At 56.1% G+C, this 22,900-nt stretch carries 21 protein-coding genes and 3 tRNA genes; 7 read left to right on the top strand and 17 right to left on the bottom strand.

What is annotated here, in order from left to right; genetic code table 11:
- Positions 1 to 48 precede the first annotated feature (48 nt).
- The 6 genes from pheS to GRX76_RS10725 form a co-directional block, all read right to left on the bottom strand.
- Positions 49 to 1,062: a phenylalanine--tRNA ligase subunit alpha gene (gene pheS, locus GRX76_RS10750; protein ID WP_160153303.1), complete on the bottom strand. Its 1,014-nt coding sequence runs from the start codon at positions 1,060 to 1,062 to the stop codon at positions 49 to 51.
- Between the two features lie 200 nt (positions 1,063 to 1,262).
- Positions 1,263 to 1,622, bottom strand: coding sequence for a 50S ribosomal protein L20 (rplT, locus tag GRX76_RS10745; RefSeq protein ID WP_010131381.1), 360 nt, complete (start codon positions 1,620 to 1,622; stop codon positions 1,263 to 1,265).
- A gap of 36 nt (positions 1,623 to 1,658) precedes the next feature.
- On the bottom strand, positions 1,659 to 1,853 hold the full coding sequence (gene rpmI / locus GRX76_RS10740; RefSeq protein ID WP_160153302.1) for a 50S ribosomal protein L35: 195 nt from the start codon (positions 1,851 to 1,853) through the stop codon (positions 1,659 to 1,661).
- Positions 1,854 to 1,994: 141 nt separating this feature from the next.
- Positions 1,995 to 2,522, bottom strand: coding sequence for a translation initiation factor IF-3 (gene infC, locus GRX76_RS10735; protein WP_160153301.1), 528 nt, complete (start codon positions 2,520 to 2,522; stop codon positions 1,995 to 1,997).
- A gap of 52 nt (positions 2,523 to 2,574) precedes the next feature.
- The gene (gene thrS / locus GRX76_RS10730) at positions 2,575 to 4,509 is read right to left on the bottom strand and encodes a threonine--tRNA ligase (protein ID WP_160153300.1); all 1,935 of its coding nucleotides are present in this window, start codon (positions 4,507 to 4,509) and stop codon (positions 2,575 to 2,577) included.
- A 122-nt stretch (positions 4,510 to 4,631) separates the two neighbouring features.
- Positions 4,632 to 4,708: transfer RNA gene (locus tag GRX76_RS10725), tRNA-Val, on the bottom strand.
- Between the two features lie 211 nt (positions 4,709 to 4,919).
- On the opposite strand from GRX76_RS10725, the gene GRX76_RS10720 reads away from it, so the two are divergent.
- The 5 genes from GRX76_RS10720 to GRX76_RS10700 all read left to right on the top strand — a co-directional run bounded on the left by GRX76_RS10720 (position 4,920) and on the right by GRX76_RS10700 (position 10,142).
- Positions 4,920 to 5,906 (top strand): DMT family transporter, encoded by a 987-nt coding sequence (locus tag GRX76_RS10720; protein WP_160153299.1) that lies wholly within the window; start codon positions 4,920 to 4,922, stop codon positions 5,904 to 5,906.
- A gap of 233 nt (positions 5,907 to 6,139) precedes the next feature.
- Positions 6,140 to 7,573 (top strand): circularly permuted type 2 ATP-grasp protein, encoded by a 1,434-nt coding sequence (locus GRX76_RS10715; protein WP_160153298.1) that lies wholly within the window; start codon positions 6,140 to 6,142, stop codon positions 7,571 to 7,573.
- A complete protein-coding gene (locus tag GRX76_RS10710) occupies positions 7,567 to 8,502 on the top strand; it encodes an alpha-E domain-containing protein (RefSeq protein ID WP_160153297.1) in 936 nt (311 codons plus the stop codon). The genes GRX76_RS10715 and GRX76_RS10710 overlap by 7 nt, the downstream gene beginning before the upstream one ends.
- 4 nt (positions 8,503 to 8,506) lie before the next feature.
- Complete coding sequence (locus GRX76_RS10705; RefSeq protein ID WP_160153296.1) at positions 8,507 to 9,364, top strand: transglutaminase family protein; 858 nt, start codon at positions 8,507 to 8,509, stop codon at positions 9,362 to 9,364.
- A 67-nt stretch (positions 9,365 to 9,431) separates the two neighbouring features.
- Positions 9,432 to 10,142: a peptidase gene (locus GRX76_RS10700; RefSeq protein WP_160153295.1), complete on the top strand. Its 711-nt coding sequence runs from the start codon at positions 9,432 to 9,434 to the stop codon at positions 10,140 to 10,142.
- 59 nt (positions 10,143 to 10,201) lie between these two features.
- On the opposite strand, the gene uvrB is transcribed toward GRX76_RS10700, so the two are convergent.
- Positions 10,202 to 12,238 (bottom strand): excinuclease ABC subunit UvrB, encoded by a 2,037-nt coding sequence (uvrB, locus tag GRX76_RS10695; RefSeq protein ID WP_305075849.1) that lies wholly within the window; start codon positions 12,236 to 12,238, stop codon positions 10,202 to 10,204.
- 222 nt (positions 12,239 to 12,460) lie between these two features.
- Between uvrB and GRX76_RS10690 the strand changes: the two genes are divergently transcribed.
- Positions 12,461 to 12,536, top strand: a tRNA-Asn gene (locus GRX76_RS10690).
- 92 nt (positions 12,537 to 12,628) lie between these two features.
- Positions 12,629 to 12,704 (top strand) — tRNA-Asn (locus GRX76_RS10685).
- Positions 12,705 to 12,903: 199 nt separating this feature from the next.
- Here GRX76_RS10685 and GRX76_RS10680 read toward each other — a convergent pair.
- The 10 genes from GRX76_RS10680 to cmk form a co-directional block, all read right to left on the bottom strand.
- Positions 12,904 to 14,898: a nucleoside-diphosphate sugar epimerase/dehydratase gene (locus GRX76_RS10680; RefSeq protein ID WP_160153294.1), complete on the bottom strand. Its 1,995-nt coding sequence runs from the start codon at positions 14,896 to 14,898 to the stop codon at positions 12,904 to 12,906.
- 81 nt (positions 14,899 to 14,979) lie between these two features.
- A complete protein-coding gene (locus GRX76_RS10675) occupies positions 14,980 to 15,858 on the bottom strand; it encodes a glycosyltransferase family 4 protein (RefSeq protein WP_160153293.1) in 879 nt (292 codons plus the stop codon).
- An 11-nt stretch (positions 15,859 to 15,869) separates the two neighbouring features.
- Positions 15,870 to 16,853 carry an NAD(P)-dependent oxidoreductase gene (locus GRX76_RS10670; protein WP_255461797.1) on the bottom strand — a complete coding sequence of 328 codons (984 nt, stop codon included), beginning with the start codon at positions 16,851 to 16,853 and terminating at the stop codon, positions 15,870 to 15,872.
- A gap of 151 nt (positions 16,854 to 17,004) precedes the next feature.
- Positions 17,005 to 17,304, bottom strand: coding sequence for a ComEA family DNA-binding protein (locus GRX76_RS10665; protein WP_160153291.1), 300 nt, complete (start codon positions 17,302 to 17,304; stop codon positions 17,005 to 17,007).
- 169 nt (positions 17,305 to 17,473) lie between these two features.
- Entirely contained in the window at positions 17,474 to 18,190 is a 717-nt protein-coding gene (pyrF, locus tag GRX76_RS10660) for an orotidine-5'-phosphate decarboxylase (RefSeq protein WP_160153290.1), read from the bottom strand.
- 53 nt (positions 18,191 to 18,243) lie between these two features.
- On the bottom strand, positions 18,244 to 19,434 hold the full coding sequence (lapB, locus tag GRX76_RS10655; RefSeq protein ID WP_160153289.1) for a lipopolysaccharide assembly protein LapB: 1,191 nt from the start codon (positions 19,432 to 19,434) through the stop codon (positions 18,244 to 18,246).
- 1 nt (position 19,435) lies between these two features.
- A complete protein-coding gene (locus GRX76_RS10650) occupies positions 19,436 to 19,744 on the bottom strand; it encodes a LapA family protein (RefSeq protein WP_236250323.1) in 309 nt (102 codons plus the stop codon).
- 76 nt (positions 19,745 to 19,820) lie between these two features.
- A complete protein-coding gene (gene ihfB / locus GRX76_RS10645; RefSeq protein WP_160153288.1) occupies positions 19,821 to 20,129 on the bottom strand; it encodes an integration host factor subunit beta in 309 nt (102 codons plus the stop codon).
- 141 nt (positions 20,130 to 20,270) lie between these two features.
- Positions 20,271 to 21,950: a 30S ribosomal protein S1 gene (gene rpsA / locus GRX76_RS10640; protein ID WP_160153287.1), complete on the bottom strand. Its 1,680-nt coding sequence runs from the start codon at positions 21,948 to 21,950 to the stop codon at positions 20,271 to 20,273.
- Between the two features lie 208 nt (positions 21,951 to 22,158).
- On the bottom strand, positions 22,159 to 22,857 hold the full coding sequence (gene cmk / locus GRX76_RS10635; protein ID WP_160153286.1) for a (d)CMP kinase: 699 nt from the start codon (positions 22,855 to 22,857) through the stop codon (positions 22,159 to 22,161).
- Positions 22,858 to 22,900: the final 43 nt, after the last annotated feature.

The following is a 22,900-nucleotide window of genomic DNA, read 5'->3' as shown; positions in this document are numbered from 1 at the left end:
CGTATTTCTGTTCGCTCGCGTGCAGGCTCCCCTACCGAGAGGGCCCGATTAGAACTGCTTGAGAAAACGCAGGTCGTTATCGAAGAACAGGCGCAGGTCGTTCACGCCATAGCGCAGCATGGCCATGCGTTCGACACCCAGGCCGAAGGCAAAGCCGGAGTATTTTTCGCTGTCGATATCACAGGACGCGAATACATTCGGGTGCACCATGCCGCAACCGAGAATTTCCAGCCAGCCGGTACCGGAACAAACGCGACAGCCTTCGCCGCCACAGTTGGTGCACTGGATGTCGGCCTCTGCCGAGGGCTCGGTGAACGGGAAGTAAGACGGACGGAAACGCACCGGCACGTCCGCTTCAAAGAAGGCCTTGAGGAACTGGTCGATACAGCCTTTCAGGTGCGCGAAGCTCACGCCTTCATCGATCACCAGACCTTCTACCTGGTGGAACATGGGCGAGTGCGTCACATCGGAATCACAGCGGTAAACGCGGCCCGGGCAGATGATACGCAGGGGCGGATTCTTCTTCTCCATGGTGCGGATCTGCACTGAGGAGGTGTGGGTACGCAGTACCGTGGTCGGATCGATATAGAAAGTATCGTGCATCGCACGCGCGGGATGGTGCGCGGGAATATTCAACGCTTCGAAGTTGTAGTAGTCACCTTCAACTTCCGGGCCCTGCTCTACTGAGAAGCCGAGACGCTGGAAGATTTCTTCAATACGGCGCAGGGTGCGGGTGATGGGGTGCATGCTGCCCTGCTCTTCACCACGGCCCGGCAAGGTAACGTCGATGGTTTCCTTGGCAAGCTTTTCTTCAATGGCAGCCTTTTCCATCGCTTCGCGACGTACATTGATGGCGGCCTGAACCTGCTGCTTGGCTTCATTGATTTTGGCTCCCGCGGCCGGGCGCTCTTCGGCAGACAGTTTGCCGAGGCCTTTCAGCAGTGCGGTGAGCGGGCCTTTCTTACCCAGGTAATCCACCCGCACCTGATCCAGTGCCGCCAGGTCACTGGCCTCTTCTACCAGCGCCAGTGCCTGTTTGGTGAGGGATTGCAATTCTTGCATTGAAACCTTCTCGTTCTGATCGATGAGTGACAACTAATAATTTTTTTTACGCACCCGACGGAAGCTGAGAAATCGTAGCCGACGGATGTATTCAGAATTCTTGCAAAGCAGATAAAAAAATAGGGAAGAGCCAAACAGCCCTTCCCTATTTTTAATGCATAAGCCAACCCTTACGGGTCGACTTGTACTGCAGGCGCTGATTAAGCTGCCAGGGCTGCCTTGGCTTTTTCAACTACGGCAGCAAAAGCGGCTTTATCGTATACCGCCAGATCAGCCAGAACACGGCGATCCAGAGCGATATCTGCCTTCTTCAGGCCAGCAATCAGTCGGCTGTAGCTCAGGCCTTCAGCGCGGGACTGCGCGTTGATACGCGTGATCCACAGAGCGCGGAAGTTACGCTTCTTAACGCGACGGTCGCGGTAAGCGTACTGACCAGCTTTGATGACTGCCTGCTTGGCTACGCGGAATACGCGCGAACGCGCACCGTAGTAACCTTTAGCCTGCTTCAGAATTTTCTTGTGACTGCGACGCGCCACTACACCACGTTTTACACGGGCCATATCAATATCCTCTTAAAACTTTACGTGTGCAGCCAATTACTTGGCGCGCAGCATACGATCGACCAAACCGGCATCAGACTTATTCATAAGCTGAGTGCCGCGCAGCTGACGCTTACGCTTGGTGGTCATCTTGGTGAGGATGTGGCTCTTGTTCGCGTGCTTGTGCTTGTAGCCCGAAGCCGTCTTCTTGAAGCGCTTGGCAGCGCCACTGTGTACTTTTGCTTTCGGCATTTTGTACTCCAAAGTAAATAATGACCCACGAATGGGCTTAGTTAATTGGCCGCAGGCCGGGGCCTGTGACTATGCGGGAGTGAGAAGGCAGCCGTCGCCCGACCACATCCCGAAAAGAAGGTGCAGGGTTAACCCTACGCCTTACTTTTTCTTTTTGCTGGGAGCAATGACCATGATCATCTGACGGCCTTCCATTTTCGGCCGCTGCTCCACAACACCCAGCTCCTCGAGATCTTTCTCGATGCGCTGCATCATTTCCATTCCCAGCTCCTGGTGGGCCATTTCGCGGCCGCGGAAGCGCAGGGATACTTTTGCCTTATCCCCGGCTTCCAGGAAGCGGGTCAGGTTGCGCAGTTTGATCTGGTAGTCGCCGATATCGGTACCGGGACGGAACTTCATTTCCTTGATCTGCTGCTGCTTTTGTTTCTTTTTAGCCGCATTTTTGGCCTTCTTGGCCTCAAAAATGTGCTTACCATAGTCCATGATCTTACAGACAATGGGATCGGAGTCCGAGGCAATTTCAACGAGATCCAGGCTGGCCTTTTGTGCCGCTTCCAGCGCATCTTCCAGAGTAACAATACCTACCTGCTCACCATCCGCACCAATCAGTCGCAGCTCAGACGCTTCGATCTGATCGTTGATACGGGCCTTCTTGGACTTTCCTTTCATATCTCGTTTAATAACACTCGTCTCCGGTTACTAATAAAAGCTATTGGGGCGCTTATTCAGCTGCGCCCGCAATAGACGAACGGCCGCGGCGATCCACATCCTGGCGGAGGAGCTCAAGGAATGACTCATAAGTCATGGTTCCGAGATCCTCACCGCTGCGTGTTCGCACGGCGACCGTCTGGCTTTCCACTTCCTTATCGCCGATTACCAGCAGATAAGGGACACGCTGTAGCGTGTGCTCGCGGATTTTAAAGCCGATCTTCTCGTTTCTCAAGTCGGCCGCTGCACGGAAGCCTTCGGCACCCAACTTGCCCTCCAGGTCACGACAGTATTCGGACTGGCGGTCAGTGATATTCAGCACTGCAACCTGCTGGGGAGCCAGCCATGCCGGGAAGGCCCCTTCGTAGTTCTCGATCAGGATACCGATGAAGCGCTCGAAGGACCCGAGAGTCGCACGGTGCAGCATTACCGGGGTCTGGCGCGAGCCATCTTCCGCTACATACTGGGCATCCAGGCGGCCCGGCATGGAGAAATCCACCTGAATGGTGCCACACTGCCATACACGGCCGAGGCAATCCTTCAGGGAGAACTCGATCTTGGGCCCGTAGAAAGCGCCCTCGCCCGGCAGCTCTTCCCACGGCAGTTCCGCCGCGTTCAGCGCGTCTGCCAGCGCCTTCTCGGCCTTGTCCCAGCTTTCGTCGGAACCCACACGCTGTTCAGGGCGGGTAGATAGACGATAGATCACTTCCTCGAAGCCGAAATCTTTATAGACCGCGTGCAGCAGATCCATGAATTCGGACACTTCGGACTGAATCTGGTCTTCGGTACAAAAGATGTGGCCATCGTCCTGCACAAAGCCGCGCACACGCATCAGGCCGTGCAGAGAGCCGGACGGCTCACTGCGGTGACAGGAGCCGAACTCCGCCAGACGCAGGGGCAGATCGCGGTAGCTGCGCAGCCCCTGGTTGAACACCTGCACGTGGCAGGGGCAGTTCATGGGCTTGATGGCGAACTGGCGCTCTTCACTGGTCAGGGTAAACATGTCGTCGCCGAACTTGTCGGCGTGACCGGATTTCTGCCACAGAGAGAAGTCCACCAGCTGCGGGGTCTTGATCTCTTTGTAGCCACGCTCGCGCTGACGCTCGCGCATGTACTGCTCAACAGTGCTGTACACGGTCCAGCCATTCGGGTGCCAGAACACCATGCCCGGCGCTTCTTCCTGAATATGGAACAGGTCGAACTTCTTCGCCAGCTTGCGGTGATCCCGCTTTTCCGCTTCCGCGATACGGTGCAGATACGCCTTGAGCTCCTTCTTGTTGGCCCAGGCAGTACCGTAAACACGGGTCAGCATTTCGTTTTTGGCATCGCCACGCCAGTAGGCGCCGGCCACCTTGGTCAGCTTGAAGGCCTTCAGCTTGCCGGTAGACGGCACATGGGGGCCACGGCACAGGTCTTCAAAGTCGCCCTGGCGATACAGGGAAATATCTTCGTTAGTGGGAATACTGGCGATGATTTCCGCCTTGTACTCTTCACCCAGCTCACGGAAGTATTTGACCGCGTCGTCGCGCGGCAACAGGCGGCGACTGACCGGAATATCTTCCTTGGCCAGTTCTTCCATGCGCTTTTCGATCTTTTCGAGATCTTCCGGCGTGAACTGTCGCTCGTAGGCGAAATCGTAGTAGAAGCCGTCATCGATGACCGGGCCAATGGTGACCTGGGCACCCGGATACAACTGCTTGACCGCTTGGGCCAGCAGGTGCGCGGTGGAGTGACGGATAACTTCCAGCCCTTCCGGCTGGCGATCGGTCACAATCGCCAGCTCGGCGTCGTGATCGATTACAAAACTGGTATCCACTTCCTTACCGTCGACCACACCAGCCAAAGCGGCTTTGGCCAGACCCGCGCCAATATCGTTGGCAACATCGAATACGGAAACCGGATTGGAGAATTCGCGACGGGAACCGTCAGGGAGGGTAACAACAGGCATTGTTCTTCCTTTTTGTTTCAGTGGCGATCCCTACGAAAGACCGCGTGATTCACAGAGTGTGAAGCTTGGGCTTGAGCCCGGAGCGAGCCAGATCAGGATAGAAGAAAAAGCTCGCAAGAAATTGGTAGACCCAAGCAGACTCGAACTGCTGACCTCTGCCATGTCAAGGCAGCGCTCTAACCAACTGAGCTATGGGTCTATAGAGTTGCAGACTGGGGTTAATCCAAGAGACAGGCCCCGCTGCGAAGGAGGCGAACTTTAGCACCGGCTTTTTGGCTTTTCAACTGCTCAAACCAGAAAAATATTTCCGCCAATCAAGCACTTGGGGTATCTTGGCCCGACTGCAGGACGCAGCTCCGAGGCCACCAGCAAGTCGATCCAGCCTCACCCCGCGGTATCAGAAGGATTTTATGAGTATTACCCTCAATAGCAGCAGTGGATTTCTACTGGCCCTGGGCGCCGCCGCCCTTTTCTCCATCAAAGCCATTTTCGTCAAGCTGGCCTATCGTCACGGCGTCGACGTGGAAACTTTTATCCTGCTGCGCATGGCAATGGCACTGCCGTTTTACCTGGCCATCCTGCTGCTACTGAAACAGCAAAAGGCCTGGCGCCCGGTCAGCCGTCGCAACCTGATAATTTCGATCGCGCTGGGACTTTGCAGCTACTACCTGGCAAGCCTGCTCGACCTGCACGGACTGCGCTATATCAGCGCCAACTTTGAGCGCCTGATTATCTATCTCTACCCAACGCTGGTGCTGCTTCTGGGCTGGTGCTTCCTGCGCAAGCCGATATCCGGCGGACAGTTGCTGTGCATTTTTATTGCTTACGCAGGAATCCTGCTGATTTACTGGCAGGATCAGGATTTCAGCACGGGCGCCCTGCCGCCAGGCTGGGTGACGCTGGACCCCATCAGCTGGGGGGCCATTCTTACGTTCGGCAGCGCCCTCAGTTTTTCCATCTATGTGGCATTCAGCGAGGGTGTGATCCGACAGCTCGGCAGCCGCCAATTTACCGCCCTGGCCATGATGGCGGCGAGTGCAGCCATCGGACTGCACTTCGTGGCACAGGCGGACTGGAGCCGAATTCACCAGCCATGGCCGGTGTACGGGTATGCACTGACAGTGGCCTTCCTGTGCACAGTGCTGCCATCGCTGATGATGAGCGCAGCCATTCAACAGATTGGCTCGGCGAACACCGGTGCCATTGGTACATCCGGGCCCGTGATCACCCTGATTGCCGGGGCAATGGTGCTTGGCGAACCCTTCTCCGCCTACCACCTTGCGGGAATGGCCATCATCATCGGCAGCCTGCTGCTAATGAAAAAAGTTACCGGCAGCAAAAAGGCACCGGCGGCCCCTGCAGATCCACTGCCGACACCCGGCACCCAATCCCGTTAGGCGATACACTCTTTCGCCTGACTCATCCCCTCATTGGGGCGAGCCGTCGCAACTCCACGCACGACCGCCCCATTTTCGCTCCCCTCCCCGCAGCAACCAAAATAAACGTCGCCAGTTACAACGCCCACCCCAGCGTTGTGCAGGGGCGCGCCCCGCTCTGGCACACAGGCACTGGCACGGTGCTTGCTAACTCAACAGGTGCACGCCTATAAAAATAAAACGGGAACACATGGATGACAGCAATCGAACAACCCGCACCCCACCTTTACGATGAGATGCTGAGTAGCGAAGGGGTTCACCCGCATTATCAAGCCTACTTTCAATGGCTTGAGAATACGCCGGACGCCTCCCTGGAACAGAAGCGGCGAGAGGCCGACACCCTGTTCCGTCGGTTCGGAATTACCTTCAATGTTTACGGGGAAGAAGAAGGTACTGAGCGCCTGATTCCCTTTGACCTCATCCCCCGCATTATTCCCGCCTCAGAATGGAACCAGCTCGAGCTCGGCGTACGCCAGCGGGTTACCGCCCTGAACCGGTTCCTGCACGACATCTATCACGACCAGGAAATCCTCCGCGCAGGCATCATCCCCACTGAACAGGTCCTGACCAATCAACAATTTCAGACGGCAATGCTCGGTGTCGACCTGCCCGGACACAACTACATACCGATTACCGGCGTCGACCTGATTCGTGACAACAGTGGCGAATATTTTGTACTGGAAGACAACTTGCGCACACCCTCCGGTGTCTCCTATATGCTGGAAAATCGCAAGATGATGATGCGCCTGTTTCCTGAACTGTTTCTGACGCAAAACGTAGCGCCGGTGGAGCACTACCCCAACCTGCTCCTGGAGACCCTGCAAAGTGCCAGCGATGCAGACAGTCCATGCGTGGTGGTGCTGACCCCCGGCAGATACAACAGCGCCTTCTTCGAGCACGCCTTTCTCGCGCAACAGATGGGCGTTCCCCTGGTGGAAGGCGCCGACCTTTTTGTGCGCTACGGCTGCGTTTATATGCGCACCACTACCGGACCGCGCCAGGTGCATGTCATATACCGACGCATCGACGATGCATTTCTCGATCCACTGGCCTTCAACCAGAATTCCATGCTCGGGGTGCCGGGCCTGCTCTCCGCCTACCGCGATGGAAACGTCATCCTTGCCAATGCACTGGGCACTGGCGTCGCAGATGACAAGTCCATTTACCCTTATGTACCGGACATGATCCGCTTTTACCTGGATGAAGAACCCATCCTCAATAACGTGCCCACTTGGGTGTGCCGCCGGCAAGAAGACCTGACTTACGTACTGGACCATCTTGAGGAACTGGTGGTGAAAGAGGTGCACGGTGCCGGTGGCTACGGCATGCTGATCGGCCCCAAGGCAGGTCGCGAGGAGCTGGACAAATTCCGCCAACTATTGCGTAGCAATCCAGCCAATTACATCGCGCAACCAACCCTGTGCCTCTCCACCTGCCCAACCATGGTGAACGAAGGAATTGCTCCGCGACATATCGACCTGAGACCCTTTGTACTAAGCGGTAACGAAATAAAACTGGTACCCGGCGGACTCACCAGGGTTGCACTGCGCGAAGGGTCACTGGTAGTCAACTCTTCCCAGGGTGGAGGAACTAAAGATACCTGGGTACTGGAGGACGCCCCATGCTGAGCCGCACTGCCAATAGTATTTACTGGATGGCGCGCAGCCTCGAGCGAGCAGAAAATCTCACTCGCCTGTTGGATGTCAGCCACAACATGTCATTGATGCCAAACTCCAAGGGCGGCCAGCAGGAACTACTGGCACCACTGACCATCACCGGTCGCCTGGACCAGTTCAGAGAATGCTATCCACAGCTAAACGCCGAAACGTTGCTGGAGTTTTTCCTGTTTGACGAAAGTAATGAGGGTTCGATATTCAGCTGCATTCAATCCGCCCGCGACAACGCCCACAGCGTGCGCGACAAGCTCTCTTCGGAAGCCTGGGAAAGTATCAACGCCACCTGGCTGGAACTGCGCCACCGCCGTCAGCGCGGCATTAGCCACGAGGGCGCGAAAAGCCTGATTGACTGGATCAAACAGCGCTCCCATGAATTCCGCGGCGCCGCCTACGGCACCATGCTGCACAACAATGTCTTCCACTTTATGCGCCTGGGAACTTTTATTGAGCGGGCAGACAACACCGCGCGCATTCTCCGGGTAAAGCTCGAGGTAATGGAGTCCCAGCACAACAGCAATCACGCCATCGATTTTTATCAATGGAACGCGCTATTGCAGAGTCTGGGAGCCTACGAAGCCTATCACGTGAAATATACCGGCGGCCTCAGTACCCGCAATGTCACCGAGCTTCTTATTCTGTCGGCCGAATTACCGCGCTCACTGCGCTATTGCATCGGCTCGCTGATGAGCCAGCTGACCGCCATTGAAGGCGATCAGGGACTGGCTGCAAAACGCCTGTGCGCCGAACTGCAAGCGCGACTGGAGTACGGCGAAGTGGACTTCATCACCCACTTCGGACTGCACGACTACCTGAACGATCTGCTACGGCGCATTCACACGATCGGTGAAGAAATTCACCGCAGCTACTGGGAGGGTGCATGAAGCCATGAAACTGAGCATTGACCACGTCACCGACTTCTCTTACGACACTGAGGTCACCCACAGTATCCAATATCTGCGACTGACACCTCAGCCCTCTGCCGGCCAGCGAATCCTGCATTGGCAACTGGATGCGCCGGGCAGCGTTTACCGCACTCGAGACACTTACGGGAATGTATTGCACGTTTGCACCGTGGACCAGCCACACAGGGGCATTACCATTCGCGCCCAGGGCACTGCGGAAATCAACGAAGACGAACAACCCGAAAATAACGACCAGGTTCCACCGGAAGTTTTTCTACGCACCTCTCCACTCACTGAAACCAGCGATGCGATGCGTGAGTTTGCGCGAACTTTCCACCCCGCCGGCAAAGGCGGAAATGCCAGCCGCCAACAGCTGATGGAATTAATGCCGGCACTACTCGAGCGTATCCCCTACCGCAGCGGCATGACACACGCACAAAGCAGTGCCGCCGATGCCTTCGCCCAGGGGTTTGGTGTATGTCAGGATCACAGCCATATTTTCATCGCTTGCTGCCGCTGGCTCGGCATTCCCGCGCGCTACGTCAGCGGCTATGTCCACGCAGGAGACGACCAGCATATCGCCAGCCACGCCTGGGCGGAGGCCTGGATTGAAGACGCCTGGCACAGCTTCGATGTAAGCAACGGCCTCGCGACAACCAATCACCACCTGAAACTGGCACACGGGATTGATTATCTGGACGCTTCACCAGTACGCGGGGTTCGCTGGGGAGGTGGGGCAGAAAATATGCGCACCTACGCCCTGGTGGACCAAATGGACCGCCGCGCAGCTCAGCGCAAGGAACAAGAGCAACAGCAAGAACAGCAACAGGCGCAGCAGTGAACGAAATCATGACAAGCCTTCCGGCAGGTGCTACCTTTCCAGCGCACAACACGCGCACAGGAATGCCATGACGTACTGTATTGCCATGCGATTAAAAGAGGGGCTGATTTTTGCATCTGACACCCGCACCAATGCCGGGGTCGATCAGATTGCCAGCTTTCGCAAAATGCACTTTTTTCAGCAGCCTGGCGAACGCAGCTTTACCCTCCTCACCTCGGGCAATCTCGCCACTTCCCAGAACCTGGTCAACCAGCTACAGACCCAGATTACCGAGGACGAGGAACCAAACCTGTTTACTGTTAGCAGTCCGTTTCGCGCCGCGGAGCTGATTGGCCAACAGCTGAAATCGATCATTTCCCACAATGCCCAGGGGCAACAGAATGCCGGCGTGGATTTTGGCTGCCATATTCTTTTTGGCGGGCAGATACGCGATGGGGAAACGCGCCTCTTCCACATTTACCCTGAGGGTAATTTCATCGAAGCGACAGATGACACCCCTTACCTTCAAATCGGTGAAAGCAAGTACGGGAAACCCATCCTGGATAGGATCATCCACCACGACATAGGCCTGAATCAGGCGGTAAAATGTGCACTGATTTCCTTCGATTCCACCATGCACTCAAACCTGTCCGTGGGCATGCCGCTGGATATTGCGGTGTACCGCAATGATTCACTGGAACTCAGCATGGAGCGAATCGAAGAGGATGATGAATATTTCAATCGCCTGCGCCGATCCTGGAGCACCGGCATCAAGCTTCTATTTGAAGATATGCCGTAATCGGGCTGGCGACATGCCGCAACCAGGGCGGTCATCAAGCGCCCGCCCCGCGCTTTTGGTTAACCGACTTCCTTGAGCTGGGATATTTCATCACGCAATTTGGCAGCGGCTTCAAATTCCAGGTTTTTCGCGTGGGCATACATTTGTTCCTCCAGCGCCTCGATACGCGCCCATCGCTGCTGGTCAGTAAGCGGCTCCTGGTCAGCCTTGTAGGTGCCACCCTTCTCTGCCACCTTGCGCCGCCCGCGCGCCGGAACCCCAGGCGCAATCGCACCTTCCATGATGTCGGCGACGCTTTTGAAGATACCTTTTGGCGTAATACCGTGCTCAGCATTGTGCGCCAGCTGTTTCTCGCGGCGACGCTGGGTCTCATCCAGTGCCCGCCGCATGGAGTCGGTAATTTTGTCCGCGTATAGAATTGCGCGCCCTTCAAGGTTCCGCGCCGCGCGACCGATGGTCTGAATCAGCGAGCGGTCCGATCGCAGGAAGCCCTCTTTGTCCGCATCAAAGATTGCCACCAGAGAAACCTCAGGCATATCCAGGCCTTCTCGCAAAAGGTTGATCCCCACCAGCACATCAAATTCGCCAATGCGCAGGTCGCGAATGATCTCCACTCGCTCCACAGTATCGATATCCGAATGCAGGTAGCGCACCCGGACGCCGTTTTCACTCAGGTACTCGGTCAGATCCTCTGCCATACGCTTGGTCAACACCGTGATCAGCACGCGCTGACCCGCATCGACACAGCGACGAATTTCGGACAAGGTATCGTCCACCTGCGTCGCTGCCGGCCGCACCTCCACCCCAGGGTCAACGAGGCCCGTCGGGCGAACCACCTGCTCCACCACTGCACCGGCGTGTTCCGCCTCGTATTTGCCCGGAGTCGCAGAAACAAAAATCGTCTGCGGCGACAAACCCTCCCACTCTTCAAACTTGAGCGGACGGTTATCCAGCGCCGACGGCAGTCGAAAACCGTATTCAACCAGTGTTTCTTTGCGGGAGCGGTCACCACGGTACATACCGCCTATTTGCGGCACGGTTACGTGGCTCTCATCAATGAACAGCAGCGCATCATGTGGCAGATAGTCGAACAGCGTGGGGGGCGGCTGACCCGGGTCGCGTCCGGACAAGTAGCGGGAATAGTTTTCTACCCCATTGCAGTAACCGAGCTCCTGCATCATCTCCAGGTCATAGCGGGTACGCTGCTCCAGGCGCTGCGCCTCCAGCAGCTTGCTGTTGTCACGCAACTGCTCCAGGCGGTCTTTCAACTCATCCTTGATCTTGTCGATCGCCTCGACAATGGTTTCCCGAGGGGTCACATAATGCGATTTGGGGAAAATCGTGATGCGGGGCACCTTGTGTAACACCTCACCGGTCAGCGGATCGAATAGCGTGATCTGCTCGATCTCTTCATCGAATAGCGAGAGCCGCACCGCCTCCAGGTCGGAGTCCGCCGGGTAAATATCGATGATATCCCCGCGCACCCGGTAGGTTGCCCGGCGAAAATCCGCGTCGTTGCGGGTGTACTGCAACTCTGCCAGGCGACGCAGTATGGTGCGCTGATCGACGATATCGCCGCGATCCAGGTGCAACACCATCTTCAGGTACTTGTCCGGGTCACCCAGGCCGTAAATGGCTGAGACGGTGGCCACCACAATCACGTCCTTACGCTCAATCAGCGCCTTGGTGGCCGACAGGCGCATCTGCTCGATATGCTCATTGACCGAGGCATCCTTCTCGATAAAGGTATCGGACGAAGGCACATAGGCTTCCGGCTGGTAGTAGTCGTAATAGGAGACGAAGTACTCCACCGCGTTTTTCGGGAAGAACTCCTTTAGCTCCCCATACAACTGCGCCGCCAGTGTTTTATTGTGCGCCATCACAATTGCTGGCCGCTGCAGTCGCGCGATCACGTTGGCCATGGTGAACGTTTTACCTGATCCGGTCACACCTAGTAGAGTCTGATGGGCAAGACCATCTTCAATCCCCTCGACCAGAGATTCGATTGCGGCTGGCTGGTCACCTGCTGGCTCATATTTACTTGCCACTTCAAACGGGCGCGGCTCCGGGCGCTGTTCCATAGACTTCTTACCCATTGATTATCGTTACACACTCCCAATAGGCGGGATTGGGAAATTGTAGGCGCACACGCCACCAGGGAACAAATGACGTCGCACTCAAAACACAACGGCGAGAAAATAAACACTGCAAAATCAAAGGGTTAATTTTAGACAAAGGGGTTGACCTGATATGGGGTGCTCTATAAGATACGCGCCATCTGACCGGGACGGCATTTCAATACCGATCAGATATACAGTTCCGCCTTAGCTCAGTTGGTAGAGCAAATGACTGTTAATCATTGGGTCGCTGGTTCGAGCCCAGCAGGCGGAGCCAAATTCAAAAACCCCGAAGCTTTCGATAGCTACGGGGTTTTTATTTAGAGCTATGCTCTTCCGGGCGCCCCACCAAAAGTGCCCAACCAAAATTCCGCCTTAGCTCAGTTGGTAGAGCAAATGACTGTTAATCATTGGGTCGCTGGTTCGAGCCCAGCAGGCGGAGCCAAATAAAGAAAACCCCGCACCTGAAAAGGTCCGGGGTTTTTCTTTTTCTACACCAGCCGTCGACGCAAGCAATCCGCCAGAAGAATCCGCACTGACCCAAAAAGACAAGCCAGAAGGCAAACTAAAAGCCCCGCGGGGTACGCAGGGCTTTTGCACTCAGACAATAAAGATTCGAATCGCGAACCTCGCTGGCCGCGACACTAGACCTCCGGCATCTCGCCCGTTATGCGCCGCACCCTACCACCAGAAGGCGTTGGCAATCGCTTGACCTCCGCACCCCGCGCCGCAATTGGCATCTCATCCACCGTCACTTCCGAAGACTGAACCCATACAGTATCCATCAGGCACTGCTTCGGCGTGTAATCCTTGACCGCCTCAACCAACAGGCGATGGACCCCCTCAGCATCCTGTCGCGAGCAGGCCTCTCGCAACTCACCAATAAACAGCTGCAGCTGATCACTGGGCAGACGCTCTTCTTCCGCACGCATAATCATGGGGTGATCGGTGCCGGCCACTTTATCCCCCAGCAACAGCTCTTCATAAAGCTTTTCGCCGGGACGCAGGCCGCTGATCTGGATTTCGATGTCGCCATCGGGGTTGGCATCATCCCGCACGGTGTGGCCCATTATCTGAATCAGGCGGCGCGCGATATCCAGAATCCGGACCGGCTCCCCCATATCCAGAACAAACACCTCACCCTTGCGCCCCATGCTACCGGCCTGCAGTACCAACTGCGCCGCCTCCGGGATGGTCATAAAGAAGCGGGTCACCTTGGGGTGTGTCACGGTTACCGGACCGCCCGCGTTAATCTGATCGGTAAACAGCGGAATCACCGAGCCGGACGAGCCCAGCACGTTACCAAATCGCACCATACATACCCGGGTGCGCCCAAAACGTCGCCCAAAGTCCTGGCAGACCAGCTCTGCCAGGCGCTTGGTGGCACCCATAACATTGGTAGGACGCACGGCCTTGTCGGTAGACACCAGAACAAACTGCTCGACACCGAACGCCTCTGCCGCCTCAAGCACAGACAGGGTACCCAGTACGTTATTTTCCGCACCGACCACCACGTTCTGCTCTACCAGCGGCACATGCTTGTAAGCCGCCGCGTGATAGATGGTGTGGACATTAAATGAACCGATGATTTCCGCCACGCGTGTGCGATTGCGCACATCGCCTAACAGCGCTGTCACTTCCACCTGAAGATTTTCATCCAGCTGCTGCTGCCGGAGCTCACGCTCAATCTGGTACAGGGAGAATTCGGAAGCCTCGAGCATGATCAGCTGGGCTGGCTCCCACTGAATGATCTGACGACAAAGCTCAGAACCAATGGAGCCTCCCGCACCGGTGATAAGCACCACCTTGCCGGCGATAGAGGCGGAGATCAACCGCTTCTGTGGCTCAACGGGAGCGCGGCCGAGAATGTTTTCGTAGATCTGGGAAATATCGGAGACCCGGCCGGCACTGTCCACCAGCTCTTCCATACCCGGAATGACTTTCACCACGACACCCCGCTCCCGCAGACTTCGGGTGATCTCACGACGGCGGCGCTTCGGCACCCCGGGCATGGCCAGCAGGATCTCGGAGATATCCCGCTCCGCAATCACTTCGAGGATATTGGCCGGGCTATACACCAGCACGCCATCAATCAGCGTGTTCTGCTTGGACGCGTTGTCGTCAAAGAAGGCCACCGTTTTGTACATTTCGCCGTGAATCAGCCCCTTGTACAGCTGCAGTCCAGCGGTACCCGCACCGTAAATCGCCACTCGGGTTTTGTGGATTTCCAGGGCCATCTGGTAATAGACACGCACCAGCCAGCGGGAGCCACCGACCGTAATCAGCGCAAAACACCAGTAAATGACGGGCACCGAGCGCGGAACACCGGCATAGGTAAGGTAGGACGCCACAGCGAGCACCACCGCCGAGGCGGTTACCCCCTGGAGAACAGCGATGATCGCCTGCTGCCCCATATAGCGGATCACAGTGCGGTACAGGCCCAGGCGAAGGAAGATGAAACTGCTGGATATCAGTGTCATTCCCAGGCACAAAGCCATCGCCTTCTCGGTAACCAGGCCGGCCCCATTAAAGCGGATGGTCATTGCCAAAAGGAATGCCGCCGTGAGCATTAGCAGGTCATAGCCCAGCATCAACACCGGCTTGTAGTTCTTCTGTGCGACTTTATAAAAGCGCTTCACCAAACCCCCAAAGTAATCCGTTGCTGGATCTTACTGACCCACTCCAAACCCAGATTTACCAAAACCTTCCAATGGACCCCATTACATCAATCCGGATACTACCAGTAACAACGCCGCCGCTGATGTGCAAAGCATCGCGATCAGCTCAATAAAAAGTGACTTTTTAACCCCGTACTTCAGCGCCATTCGCTGATACAAATGCTGTCGATGCGCCTCCCACCAGCGCTCCCCTTTCAGCACCCGCCCCACAAGGGTCGTAGTGGCATCCAGCCAAAATGGCGAAAATATCAACAACGGAACCAGCGGACTGAAAATCCCCTGCTGCCAGCCAGTGATACCAACGGCAAAAACACCCAGCCCGATAACCGTTGAGCCAGCATCCCCCAGGAAAATACGCGCCTGAGGCCAATTGTAGTACAGGAATACAAGTGTACTGGCGGCAACCAGAAAACAGATTCCGGCCAGTGCAGCAGCCTCCTGCAGCACACAGATGGCTCCCAGGGTGGCAAACCCGATTCCGCTCATGCTGCCGGCAAAGCCGTCCATACCATCCATAAAGTTGTAGAGGTTTACCACCCAGACACCGGCAATGATCAATACCGGCCACAACAACCAGTGCGAAAACTCCGGCGCCATTGAATATAGCAGCAACGAAACGGACAAAATCTGAACAGAAAAGCGAAGTCTAGCACTCACTGAGCGCAGGTCATCCACCAGGGAAACCGCCAGCAACATAAGAAAAGCAAATAGAGTGCCAATGGATAGCGGCACCTGGCTCACTATCACGCCGGAAAATACGCCTACCAGCACGGCCCAACCACCAGTTCTGGGAACGGGAGTATCGTGCAGAGAGCGATGGTTAGGGACGTCCAGAGCCAACTGGCGCAGCCGAAACAGTAGCAACCGCAGCACAATCAGCGTAACTGCAATACCTGTTGCCACCGGTAACCACCAATGCATGATACCCCCCATCAAAGCCCCCGCAGGAATTGACCATAGCGTCTCTTCGGCTGCCAATTGAGCAATGACTTCAGCCGCCCAGCACTATAAAGCTCGCTCCTCTCCACCTCAAGCACGCCTGCCTTTATTCCCACTAGTGACAACAACTTAAAAGGAAACAGCAATATTTTACCAAGTGGGCGGCTGTTTTTTATACAGACCCCGCTGGCCGCACTGCCGATCAGGCTCAGGTTGTAGTAGCCGGGTTCCGCAGCAATAAACGTTTCTCTATCGCGGCGCCCACCTTCAATCAAAATAATGGCCGACAGCAGATCTTCGAGCGCCACGAAACTGCGGTAGCCCGTTGCCGGCAGCCACGGCAGCAACCGCCCCCAGCGTGTCAGTCGGCGCTTCCATAAAAATGTCCGCTTGCTGCTTGGCGCAGGAGAGACCTCCTGAGCATCACTCTCCAGGGAACCTTTACCAACTTTGCCTTCAATCCCACCGCCTTCCGGCTGGTAATCACCGTAAACCGCCGCAGGTCTTAAAATATTTACCCGACAGGGGTATTCAACCGATAGCAACCGCTGCTCAGCACGCCACTTGCTTTGCCCGTAGGGATCCAGTGCGGGGATGCCATCATTTTCCCCCGCAACAAGCCCACTGGGGGGGCTCAGCGCTTTGACACTGGAGAGGTACAGAAAGCTTTCAGCTCCAGCCGCGGCAGCAATCGGAAGAAGCGCCACTGGCAAGTCACAATTCAGGGCCTCAGCCTGCGCAGGATTTTTTCTGCACGCGCGAATTGAAGAGATACCTGCCGCATAGACAACCCGGTCTCCAGCCTGGAAAGCTTGCGTAAAAGCGGGCCCTTGAAATTGGCCGATCTGCAGGTGCTGGCAGCCTTCCGGCCCGGCCAGTCGGCGAGAAATGGAAAGTACGGATTCACCGCGCTGCACCAGATACCGGCACAACGCAGAACCGATATACCCGGAACTACCTATAATCACCCACCGCATACTGCGAACAATATTCCTCTAAACTTTGATCCGGTCGACATTGAACGCTCGCCCCGGGGCTACTAACAGAACTGCTAACAGAACTGCTATCAGGACCACTATCCGAACCACTAAAAAAACAGCGCCCTAAGGCGCTGTTTCGATATCCTGGTTACAACTGGATCCGATCTTTGTTCTTCTCCAGTGTTGCAACCCCTATCCCCTTGATCTCCAACAGCTGTTCAACACTGGAGAAATTTCCATTCTGCTCCCGGTACTGCACGATCAGCTCGGCCCTGGCCGGCCCTACGCCTTCGAGCACTTCCGACAGTTCCTCCGCCGAAGCTGTATTCAGGTTGACCAGCTGCAGCTGCGCCTCTGCGACCTGATCTTCCGCGGCCGCCAGTTGCACATTGGTCAACAGCAGCGAAATTGCGAATACAGTGGCAAGAAGAGTTCGAATATGTTTCATTGCAAAATCCTTTTTGTTTGTTTTGGTCTTCACTCCATGGGACCACAAACCTCCCCAAGCGCCATCGACTTTACCAGTTATTCCGAAACTTTTAAGCCTTTGGCCATTACACACTATTACAGCACTGACGCCACCAGGCTATATGGTGCGCAGGTTCTACACCAGCGTCTCAACTAGCGTGATTCAGGATGTCATCGACAATGGCCTTGAGCGCCTCAGCGGGCTTCTCTGCTCCGGTAATCGGGCGGCCAATTACCAGATAGTCGGAGCCATTTTTCAGGGCATCTACCGGGGTCACGATCCTACGCTGATCTCCGGCAGCAGACCCGACCGGGCGGATTCCCGGAGTTACCAGGGCAAACTCACTGCCGCATGCCTGCTTGAGCGTTTCCGCCTCCTGCGCCGAACAGACCACCCCGTCCAGACCACTGCTTTTTGCCAGCTCGGCCAGTGCGACAACCTGCTCTTTCAGAGGCCGACTGACACCAACCGGTGCCAGCTCGTCTTCCGCGGTACTAGTTAAGACCGTCACTCCGATCAGCAGCGGACGCTTGTCCCCGAGCGGTGCCAGCACATCTGCCGCCGCCCGCATCATCCGCTCTCCACCACTGGCATGCACATTCACCATCCAAACACCCAGGTTTGCCGCAGCCTTTACCGCCGCCGCCACGGTATTCGGGATATCGTGAAACTTCAGATCCAGAAACACCTCAAATCCGTCCGCCACCAACCGGCGAACCAGGTCCGGCCCCGCGATCGTAAACAGCTCTTTACCTACTTTTACCCGGCAAACCGCCGGGTCCAGCTGGGCTGCCATCGCGAGTGCGGCTTCGGCACTATCGTAGTCCAGCGCCACAATTACCGGAGAGAGAACGGAGTCAGTCAAGGAACACCTCAAGTATCAGAATGGATGAAACGGGCTTGCGGCAGGGCCGGGGCTTACTCGCCCTCAATACCTTTTACCGAGCGCACACTGTCCCAACGCTTGCAGCTGGGGCACAGCCAATGGAGTTGATTGCCGGAAAAACCGCAATTGTTGCAGCGGTAATGGGGACGGCTGGCAATCAGTTGATCGATCAGGTTTTTCAGCAGAAACAGGTTTTCTCTGGCGCGCCCCTGAGTCGTGTCGATATGCAAGTTTAGGAAATGCCCAAGCCCCCGCAGCGACGGTCGCAGCGCAAGCTGCTTGCCTAAAAATGCCGCCGCTTCGGCTTCACTCTGTTGCTGGTGAATACGCTCGGTCAACGCAATCAATACGCTATTGGAAGGGTGCTCCTTGAGCAGGTTTTCCAGGTAGCGTTCCAGTCCACGCTCGTCACCAACAGCGTCATAGCAGGTGATCAGCAGCTCCAGGATTTCCGGGATGTAATCCGGATTTTGCTTGGGTACCCGCTCGAGTACCTTGATACCCTCCTGGGGTCGCCCCAGCAGATACTCGAGCCGCCCAAGCAACAGGTTGGCACGCACCGAGTGGCGATCGTAATTGAGCGCAGCGTCAATATGCTTGCGCGCACTCAGGTAATCCTTGCCGTTAATGGCTTCTTCCGCCAGCTCGCAGCAGAAGTGTGCCTGCACTGGCGCCCACTCCCCTGGCAGACGTTTGAAACGGCGCCCGTGTAGCAGGTTGACCGCATGAATGGCCTTGGCCCACTCGCGTTCATCCCGATATACCTCAACCAGGTACTCCAGGCTGGTACTGCGCAGTTCGGAAGACGTTTCCACCAGCTCCTGCAGCAGGCGCTCTGCCCGGTCTAACCAACCGGCGGCGATATAATCCCGTGCCAGCTCAAGCTGCGCTTTCTGCTGACTGATCCGGTTAAGACTTGGGCGCGCGAGAAGGTTCTGATGGACGCGAATGGCCTGGTCGTGCTCGCCCCGCTTGCGCAGCAGGTTGCCGAGCGCCAGGTGCGTGTCGAAGGTCGCGCTGCTAACTTCCAGCGCATCAATAAATTTTTCGATGGCGTCATTGTGACGCTCACTGAGGAGGTAATTGAGGCCCTGCGCATAGGACTGCGCCAGCGCCTGGTGCTGATTGTTTTTGGCACCTTTCTTTTTGCCGCTCTTGCGCCCCAGGTACCAACCTATGGCAATAGCCGCAAAAATGAAGAAGAAAAACGTCAGGTCGCTCAACTCAGTCTCCGGCAACCTGGCGGCGCACAGTCTGCAGCTCGCGCTCGGTACGCAGTAACTGTCGCTCCAACCCTTTGACTCTGTGGCGCTCGGTGTAATATGGCAGCAGGCTGGCAAGGAACCCCAGTAGCGCGCCTATCAGTAAAAAGCCGATCAGCCAAAAGCCCACACTACCCGGAAACAGTGCATACCCGGCAAATCTCGGGGTGATACTTTCAGGGTTATCCACGGCGAAATAAACACCCAGTGCCAAGCACACCAGGGCCAGCACCCCGAACAGCAGTCGCGATATCCAGCGCAGAAAAGACAAGTAAACCTCCGGTCCCGGAAGGGGTGAAAATCAATAAGTCCGTTACAGTGTTAGCCCACGGCAATCAGCTCGGCAATCACGCACTCTCCAGCGCATCCCGTTTCAACTGCTGATTTACCCTATCCCTGAGCTCTTTTCCCGGCTTGAAGTGCGGCACGTATTTGCCCGCCAGCTCCACGGAGTCACCGGTTTTGGGGTTGCGCCCCGTTCTCGGCGCGCGGTAGTGCAGAGAAAAACTGCCAAAACCGCGAATTTCTATTCGCTCGCCCTCAGCCAGTACACCAGACATGGTGTCCAGCATGACTTTGACCGCCAGCTCTACATCCTTTACCGGCAGCTGATCCAACCTCAGAGCAATCTTCTCGATCAGTTCAGACTTGGTCATGCGCCCCCGCAATCCTATCTAAGTCATTGATTATTCTAGAATAGCGGCAATCATCTACTAGAAAGCCGGACTGAGCAACCCCAGTCCGGCTTTCGAATAGCCTCAGATCATCGATCCGAGGCTTTTGATAACAGAAGATTATTAATCTTTGTTATTCATTTGCGCCTTGATCAGGTCACCGATAGTCGCCGGCTGAACCTGTTCAGCTTGCTTCTTGCTGTGATCCTTGATGGCTTGCTTCTCATCGTCCTGATCTTTGGCTTTGATGGAGAGGCTGATCACGCGGTTCTTGCGATCCACGCTGGTGATCTTGGTCTCCACTTCTTCGCCTTCTTTCAGGGCGTTGCGAGCATCTTCAACCTTGTCGCGGCTGATTTCGGAAGCGCGCAGTACGCCTTCGACTTCGTCCGCCAGGGTGATGATCGCCTGCTTGGCGTCAACTTCTTTGATGGTACCCATTACGATGCTGCCGCGATCGTTGGTGGCTACGTAATCAGAGAACGGATCGGATTCCAGCTGCTTGATACCCAGGGAGATACGCTCGCGGTCGGAGTCGATACCCAGGATAACGGTTTCCAGCTCGTCACCTTTCTTGAACTTACGCACGGCGTCTTCGCCAGCTTCGTTCCAGGAGATGTCGGACAGGTGAACCAGACCGTCGATGCTGCCGTCCAGACCAATGAAGATACCGAAGTCAGTGATGGACTTGATTTTACCGGAGATCTTGTCGCCTTTAGCGAATTTACGCGCGAAGGCATCCCACGGATTTTCCTGGCACTGCTTGATACCCAGGGAGATACGACGACGCTCTTCGTCGATATCAAGAATCATTACCTCGACCTCGTCGCCAACGTTGACAACTTTGGACGGGTGAATGTTCTTGTTGGTCCAATCCATTTCGGAAACGTGTACCAGACCTTCCACACCTTCTTCCAGCTCGGCGAAGCAGCCGTAGTCGGTCAGGTTGGTTACAACCGCTTTCACGCGGCTGTTTTCCGGGTAACGCTGCTTGATGGATACCCAAGGATCTTCGCCCAGTTGCTTCAGGCCCAGGGATACACGGCTGCGCTCGCGGTCGAATTTCAGGACTTTTACGTCGATCTCGTCGCCAACGTTCACGATCTCGCTCGGGTGCTTGATGCGCTTCCAAGCCATGTCGGTGATGTGCAGCAGGCCGTCGATACCGCCCAGATCTACGAAAGCACCGTAGTCGGTCAGGTTCTTCACGATACCTTTGATCGCCATGCCTTCTTGCAGGCTGGCCAGCAGGGCTTCACGCTCTTCGCTGTTGGCTGCTTCCATCACGGCGCGACGGGAAACAACAACGTTGTTGCGCTTGGCGTCCAGCTTGATCACTTTAAAGTCGAGCTCTTTGCCTTCCAGGTGCGCGGTGTCGCGAACCGGACGTACATCTACCAGAGAGCCAGGCAGGAACGCGCGGATGTTGGCCACGTCAACGGTGAAACCACCCTTAACCTTGCCGCTGATAACACCCTTAACCACTTCGTCTGCAGCGTGTGCAGCGTCGAGGATTTTCCAAGCTTCAGCGCGCTTGGCTTTTTCGCGGGACAGACGGGTTTCACCGAAGCCATCTTCTACAGCTTCCAGGGCAACCTGTACTTCGTCGCCGATCTGCAGATCGACTTCGCCTTTTTCGTTTTTGAACTGCTCTGCCGGAATAACACCTTCAGACTTCAGGCCCGCGTGTACGGTTACCCAGTCTTTATCGATGTCGATTACCAGGCCGGTCACGATAGCGCCAGGCGCCATCTCAACACTCTTCAAGCTCTCTTCAAATAACTCAGCAAAGTTCTCGGTCATTACTCATACCTATATGGGTAGGCCCGGCCGCGGATGACTGTATAAGTTAGTCAATCTTCAGCTCAGACCCCGCCGCGCTGCCAGTACGCGGGTTAGATTACGACAGCGGCCGGGCAATTCTGGCTGATCCCGGCCGCTGTCGTTAGAAAACAAATTGTAGGGACTGAATCCTAGGAACCACTTTCTGGAACCTGATTCTCAGTCTGGCTCAACGAATACGTTCATGTACCAGGTCGAGCACTTTTTGCAGAACATCGTTTATGCCGATGTCCGTACTATCCAGCACCACAGCATCTTCTGCCGGTGCCAAAGGGGAGGCTGCGCGGTTCATATCCCGGTCGTCCCGGGCGCGGATGTCCTTCAGCAGGTCGCGGAGGCTAACAGAAACCCCCCTGCCCTGCAACTGATCATAGCGGCGGCGGGCGCGCTCTTCCGCACTGGCTGTGAGAAAGACCTTGACCGGCGCGTCAGGGAAAACCGTGGTGCCCATATCGCGGCCGTCAGCCACCAGGCCCGGCGCCTGGCGAAAGTCCCGCTGGCGCTGCAGCAGCGCCTCGCGCACCACAGGAACCGCAGCCACCTTGGAGGCCGCCATGCTCACGCGCTCCATGCGGATATCCCGGCTCACATCCACACCCTGCAGAACGGCAGCCACCTCACCATTTGCCACTGCAAAACGGATATCCAGATTGCCGGCAATCTCTGCCAGACGCGCCTCATCAGAGAGATCCACCTCGCCATTGAGTGCCGCGAGCGCGGTCAACCGGTAGAGAGCGCCGGAGTCCAGCAATTCATACCCGAGGGAATCCGCCAGTAACTTGGCAATAGTGCCCTTGCCGGAGCCACTGGGGCCGTCGATGGTGATTACGGGAGCCTGTTGCGAGTTCAGGTTAGCTGCTTCAGTCATAACTAATCGGTGATACTGCTTACGTTAGTTGTAGGGTGAACGG

Origin of the sequence: Microbulbifer sp. ALW1 (genome assembly GCF_009903625.1) — a bacterium.
Taxonomy (GTDB): Bacteria; Pseudomonadota; Gammaproteobacteria; order Pseudomonadales; family Cellvibrionaceae; genus Microbulbifer.
The sequence above is the reverse complement of the archived record's forward strand: the minus strand, read 5'-3'. Positions and strand labels throughout refer to the sequence as shown.

Bases quoted from the DNA above. Each gene is read 5' to 3' on its own strand.
- pheS (WP_160153303.1), bottom strand. From the start codon at position 1,062: ATGCAAGAATTGCAATCCCTCACCAAACAGGCACTGGCGCTGGTAGAA.
- rplT (WP_010131381.1), bottom strand. From the start codon at position 1,622: ATGGCCCGTGTAAAACGTGGTGTAGTGGCGCGTCGCAGTCACAAGAAA.
- rpmI (WP_160153302.1), bottom strand. From the start codon at position 1,853: ATGCCGAAAGCAAAAGTACACAGTGGCGCTGCCAAGCGCTTCAAGAAG.
- infC (WP_160153301.1), bottom strand. From the start codon at position 2,522: ATGAAAGGAAAGTCCAAGAAGGCCCGTATCAACGATCAGATCGAAGCG.
- thrS (WP_160153300.1), bottom strand. From the start codon at position 4,509: ATGCCTGTTGTTACCCTCCCTGACGGTTCCCGTCGCGAATTCTCCAAT.
- GRX76_RS10720 (WP_160153299.1), top strand. From the start codon at position 4,920: ATGAGTATTACCCTCAATAGCAGCAGTGGATTTCTACTGGCCCTGGGC.
- GRX76_RS10715 (WP_160153298.1), top strand. From the start codon at position 6,140: ATGACAGCAATCGAACAACCCGCACCCCACCTTTACGATGAGATGCTG.
- GRX76_RS10710 (WP_160153297.1), top strand. From the start codon at position 7,567: ATGCTGAGCCGCACTGCCAATAGTATTTACTGGATGGCGCGCAGCCTC.
- GRX76_RS10705 (WP_160153296.1), top strand. From the start codon at position 8,507: ATGAAACTGAGCATTGACCACGTCACCGACTTCTCTTACGACACTGAG.
- GRX76_RS10700 (WP_160153295.1), top strand. From the start codon at position 9,432: ATGACGTACTGTATTGCCATGCGATTAAAAGAGGGGCTGATTTTTGCA.
- uvrB (WP_305075849.1), bottom strand. From the start codon at position 12,238: ATGGGTAAGAAGTCTATGGAACAGCGCCCGGAGCCGCGCCCGTTTGAA.
- GRX76_RS10675 (WP_160153293.1), bottom strand. From the start codon at position 15,858: ATGCATTGGTGGTTACCGGTGGCAACAGGTATTGCAGTTACGCTGATT.
- GRX76_RS10670 (WP_255461797.1), bottom strand. From the start codon at position 16,853: ATGCGGTGGGTGATTATAGGTAGTTCCGGGTATATCGGTTCTGCGTTG.
- GRX76_RS10665 (WP_160153291.1), bottom strand. From the start codon at position 17,304: ATGAAACATATTCGAACTCTTCTTGCCACTGTATTCGCAATTTCGCTG.
- ihfB (WP_160153288.1), bottom strand. From the start codon at position 20,129: ATGACCAAGTCTGAACTGATCGAGAAGATTGCTCTGAGGTTGGATCAG.
- rpsA (WP_160153287.1), bottom strand. From the start codon at position 21,950: ATGACCGAGAACTTTGCTGAGTTATTTGAAGAGAGCTTGAAGAGTGTT.
- cmk (WP_160153286.1), bottom strand. From the start codon at position 22,857: ATGACTGAAGCAGCTAACCTGAACTCGCAACAGGCTCCCGTAATCACC.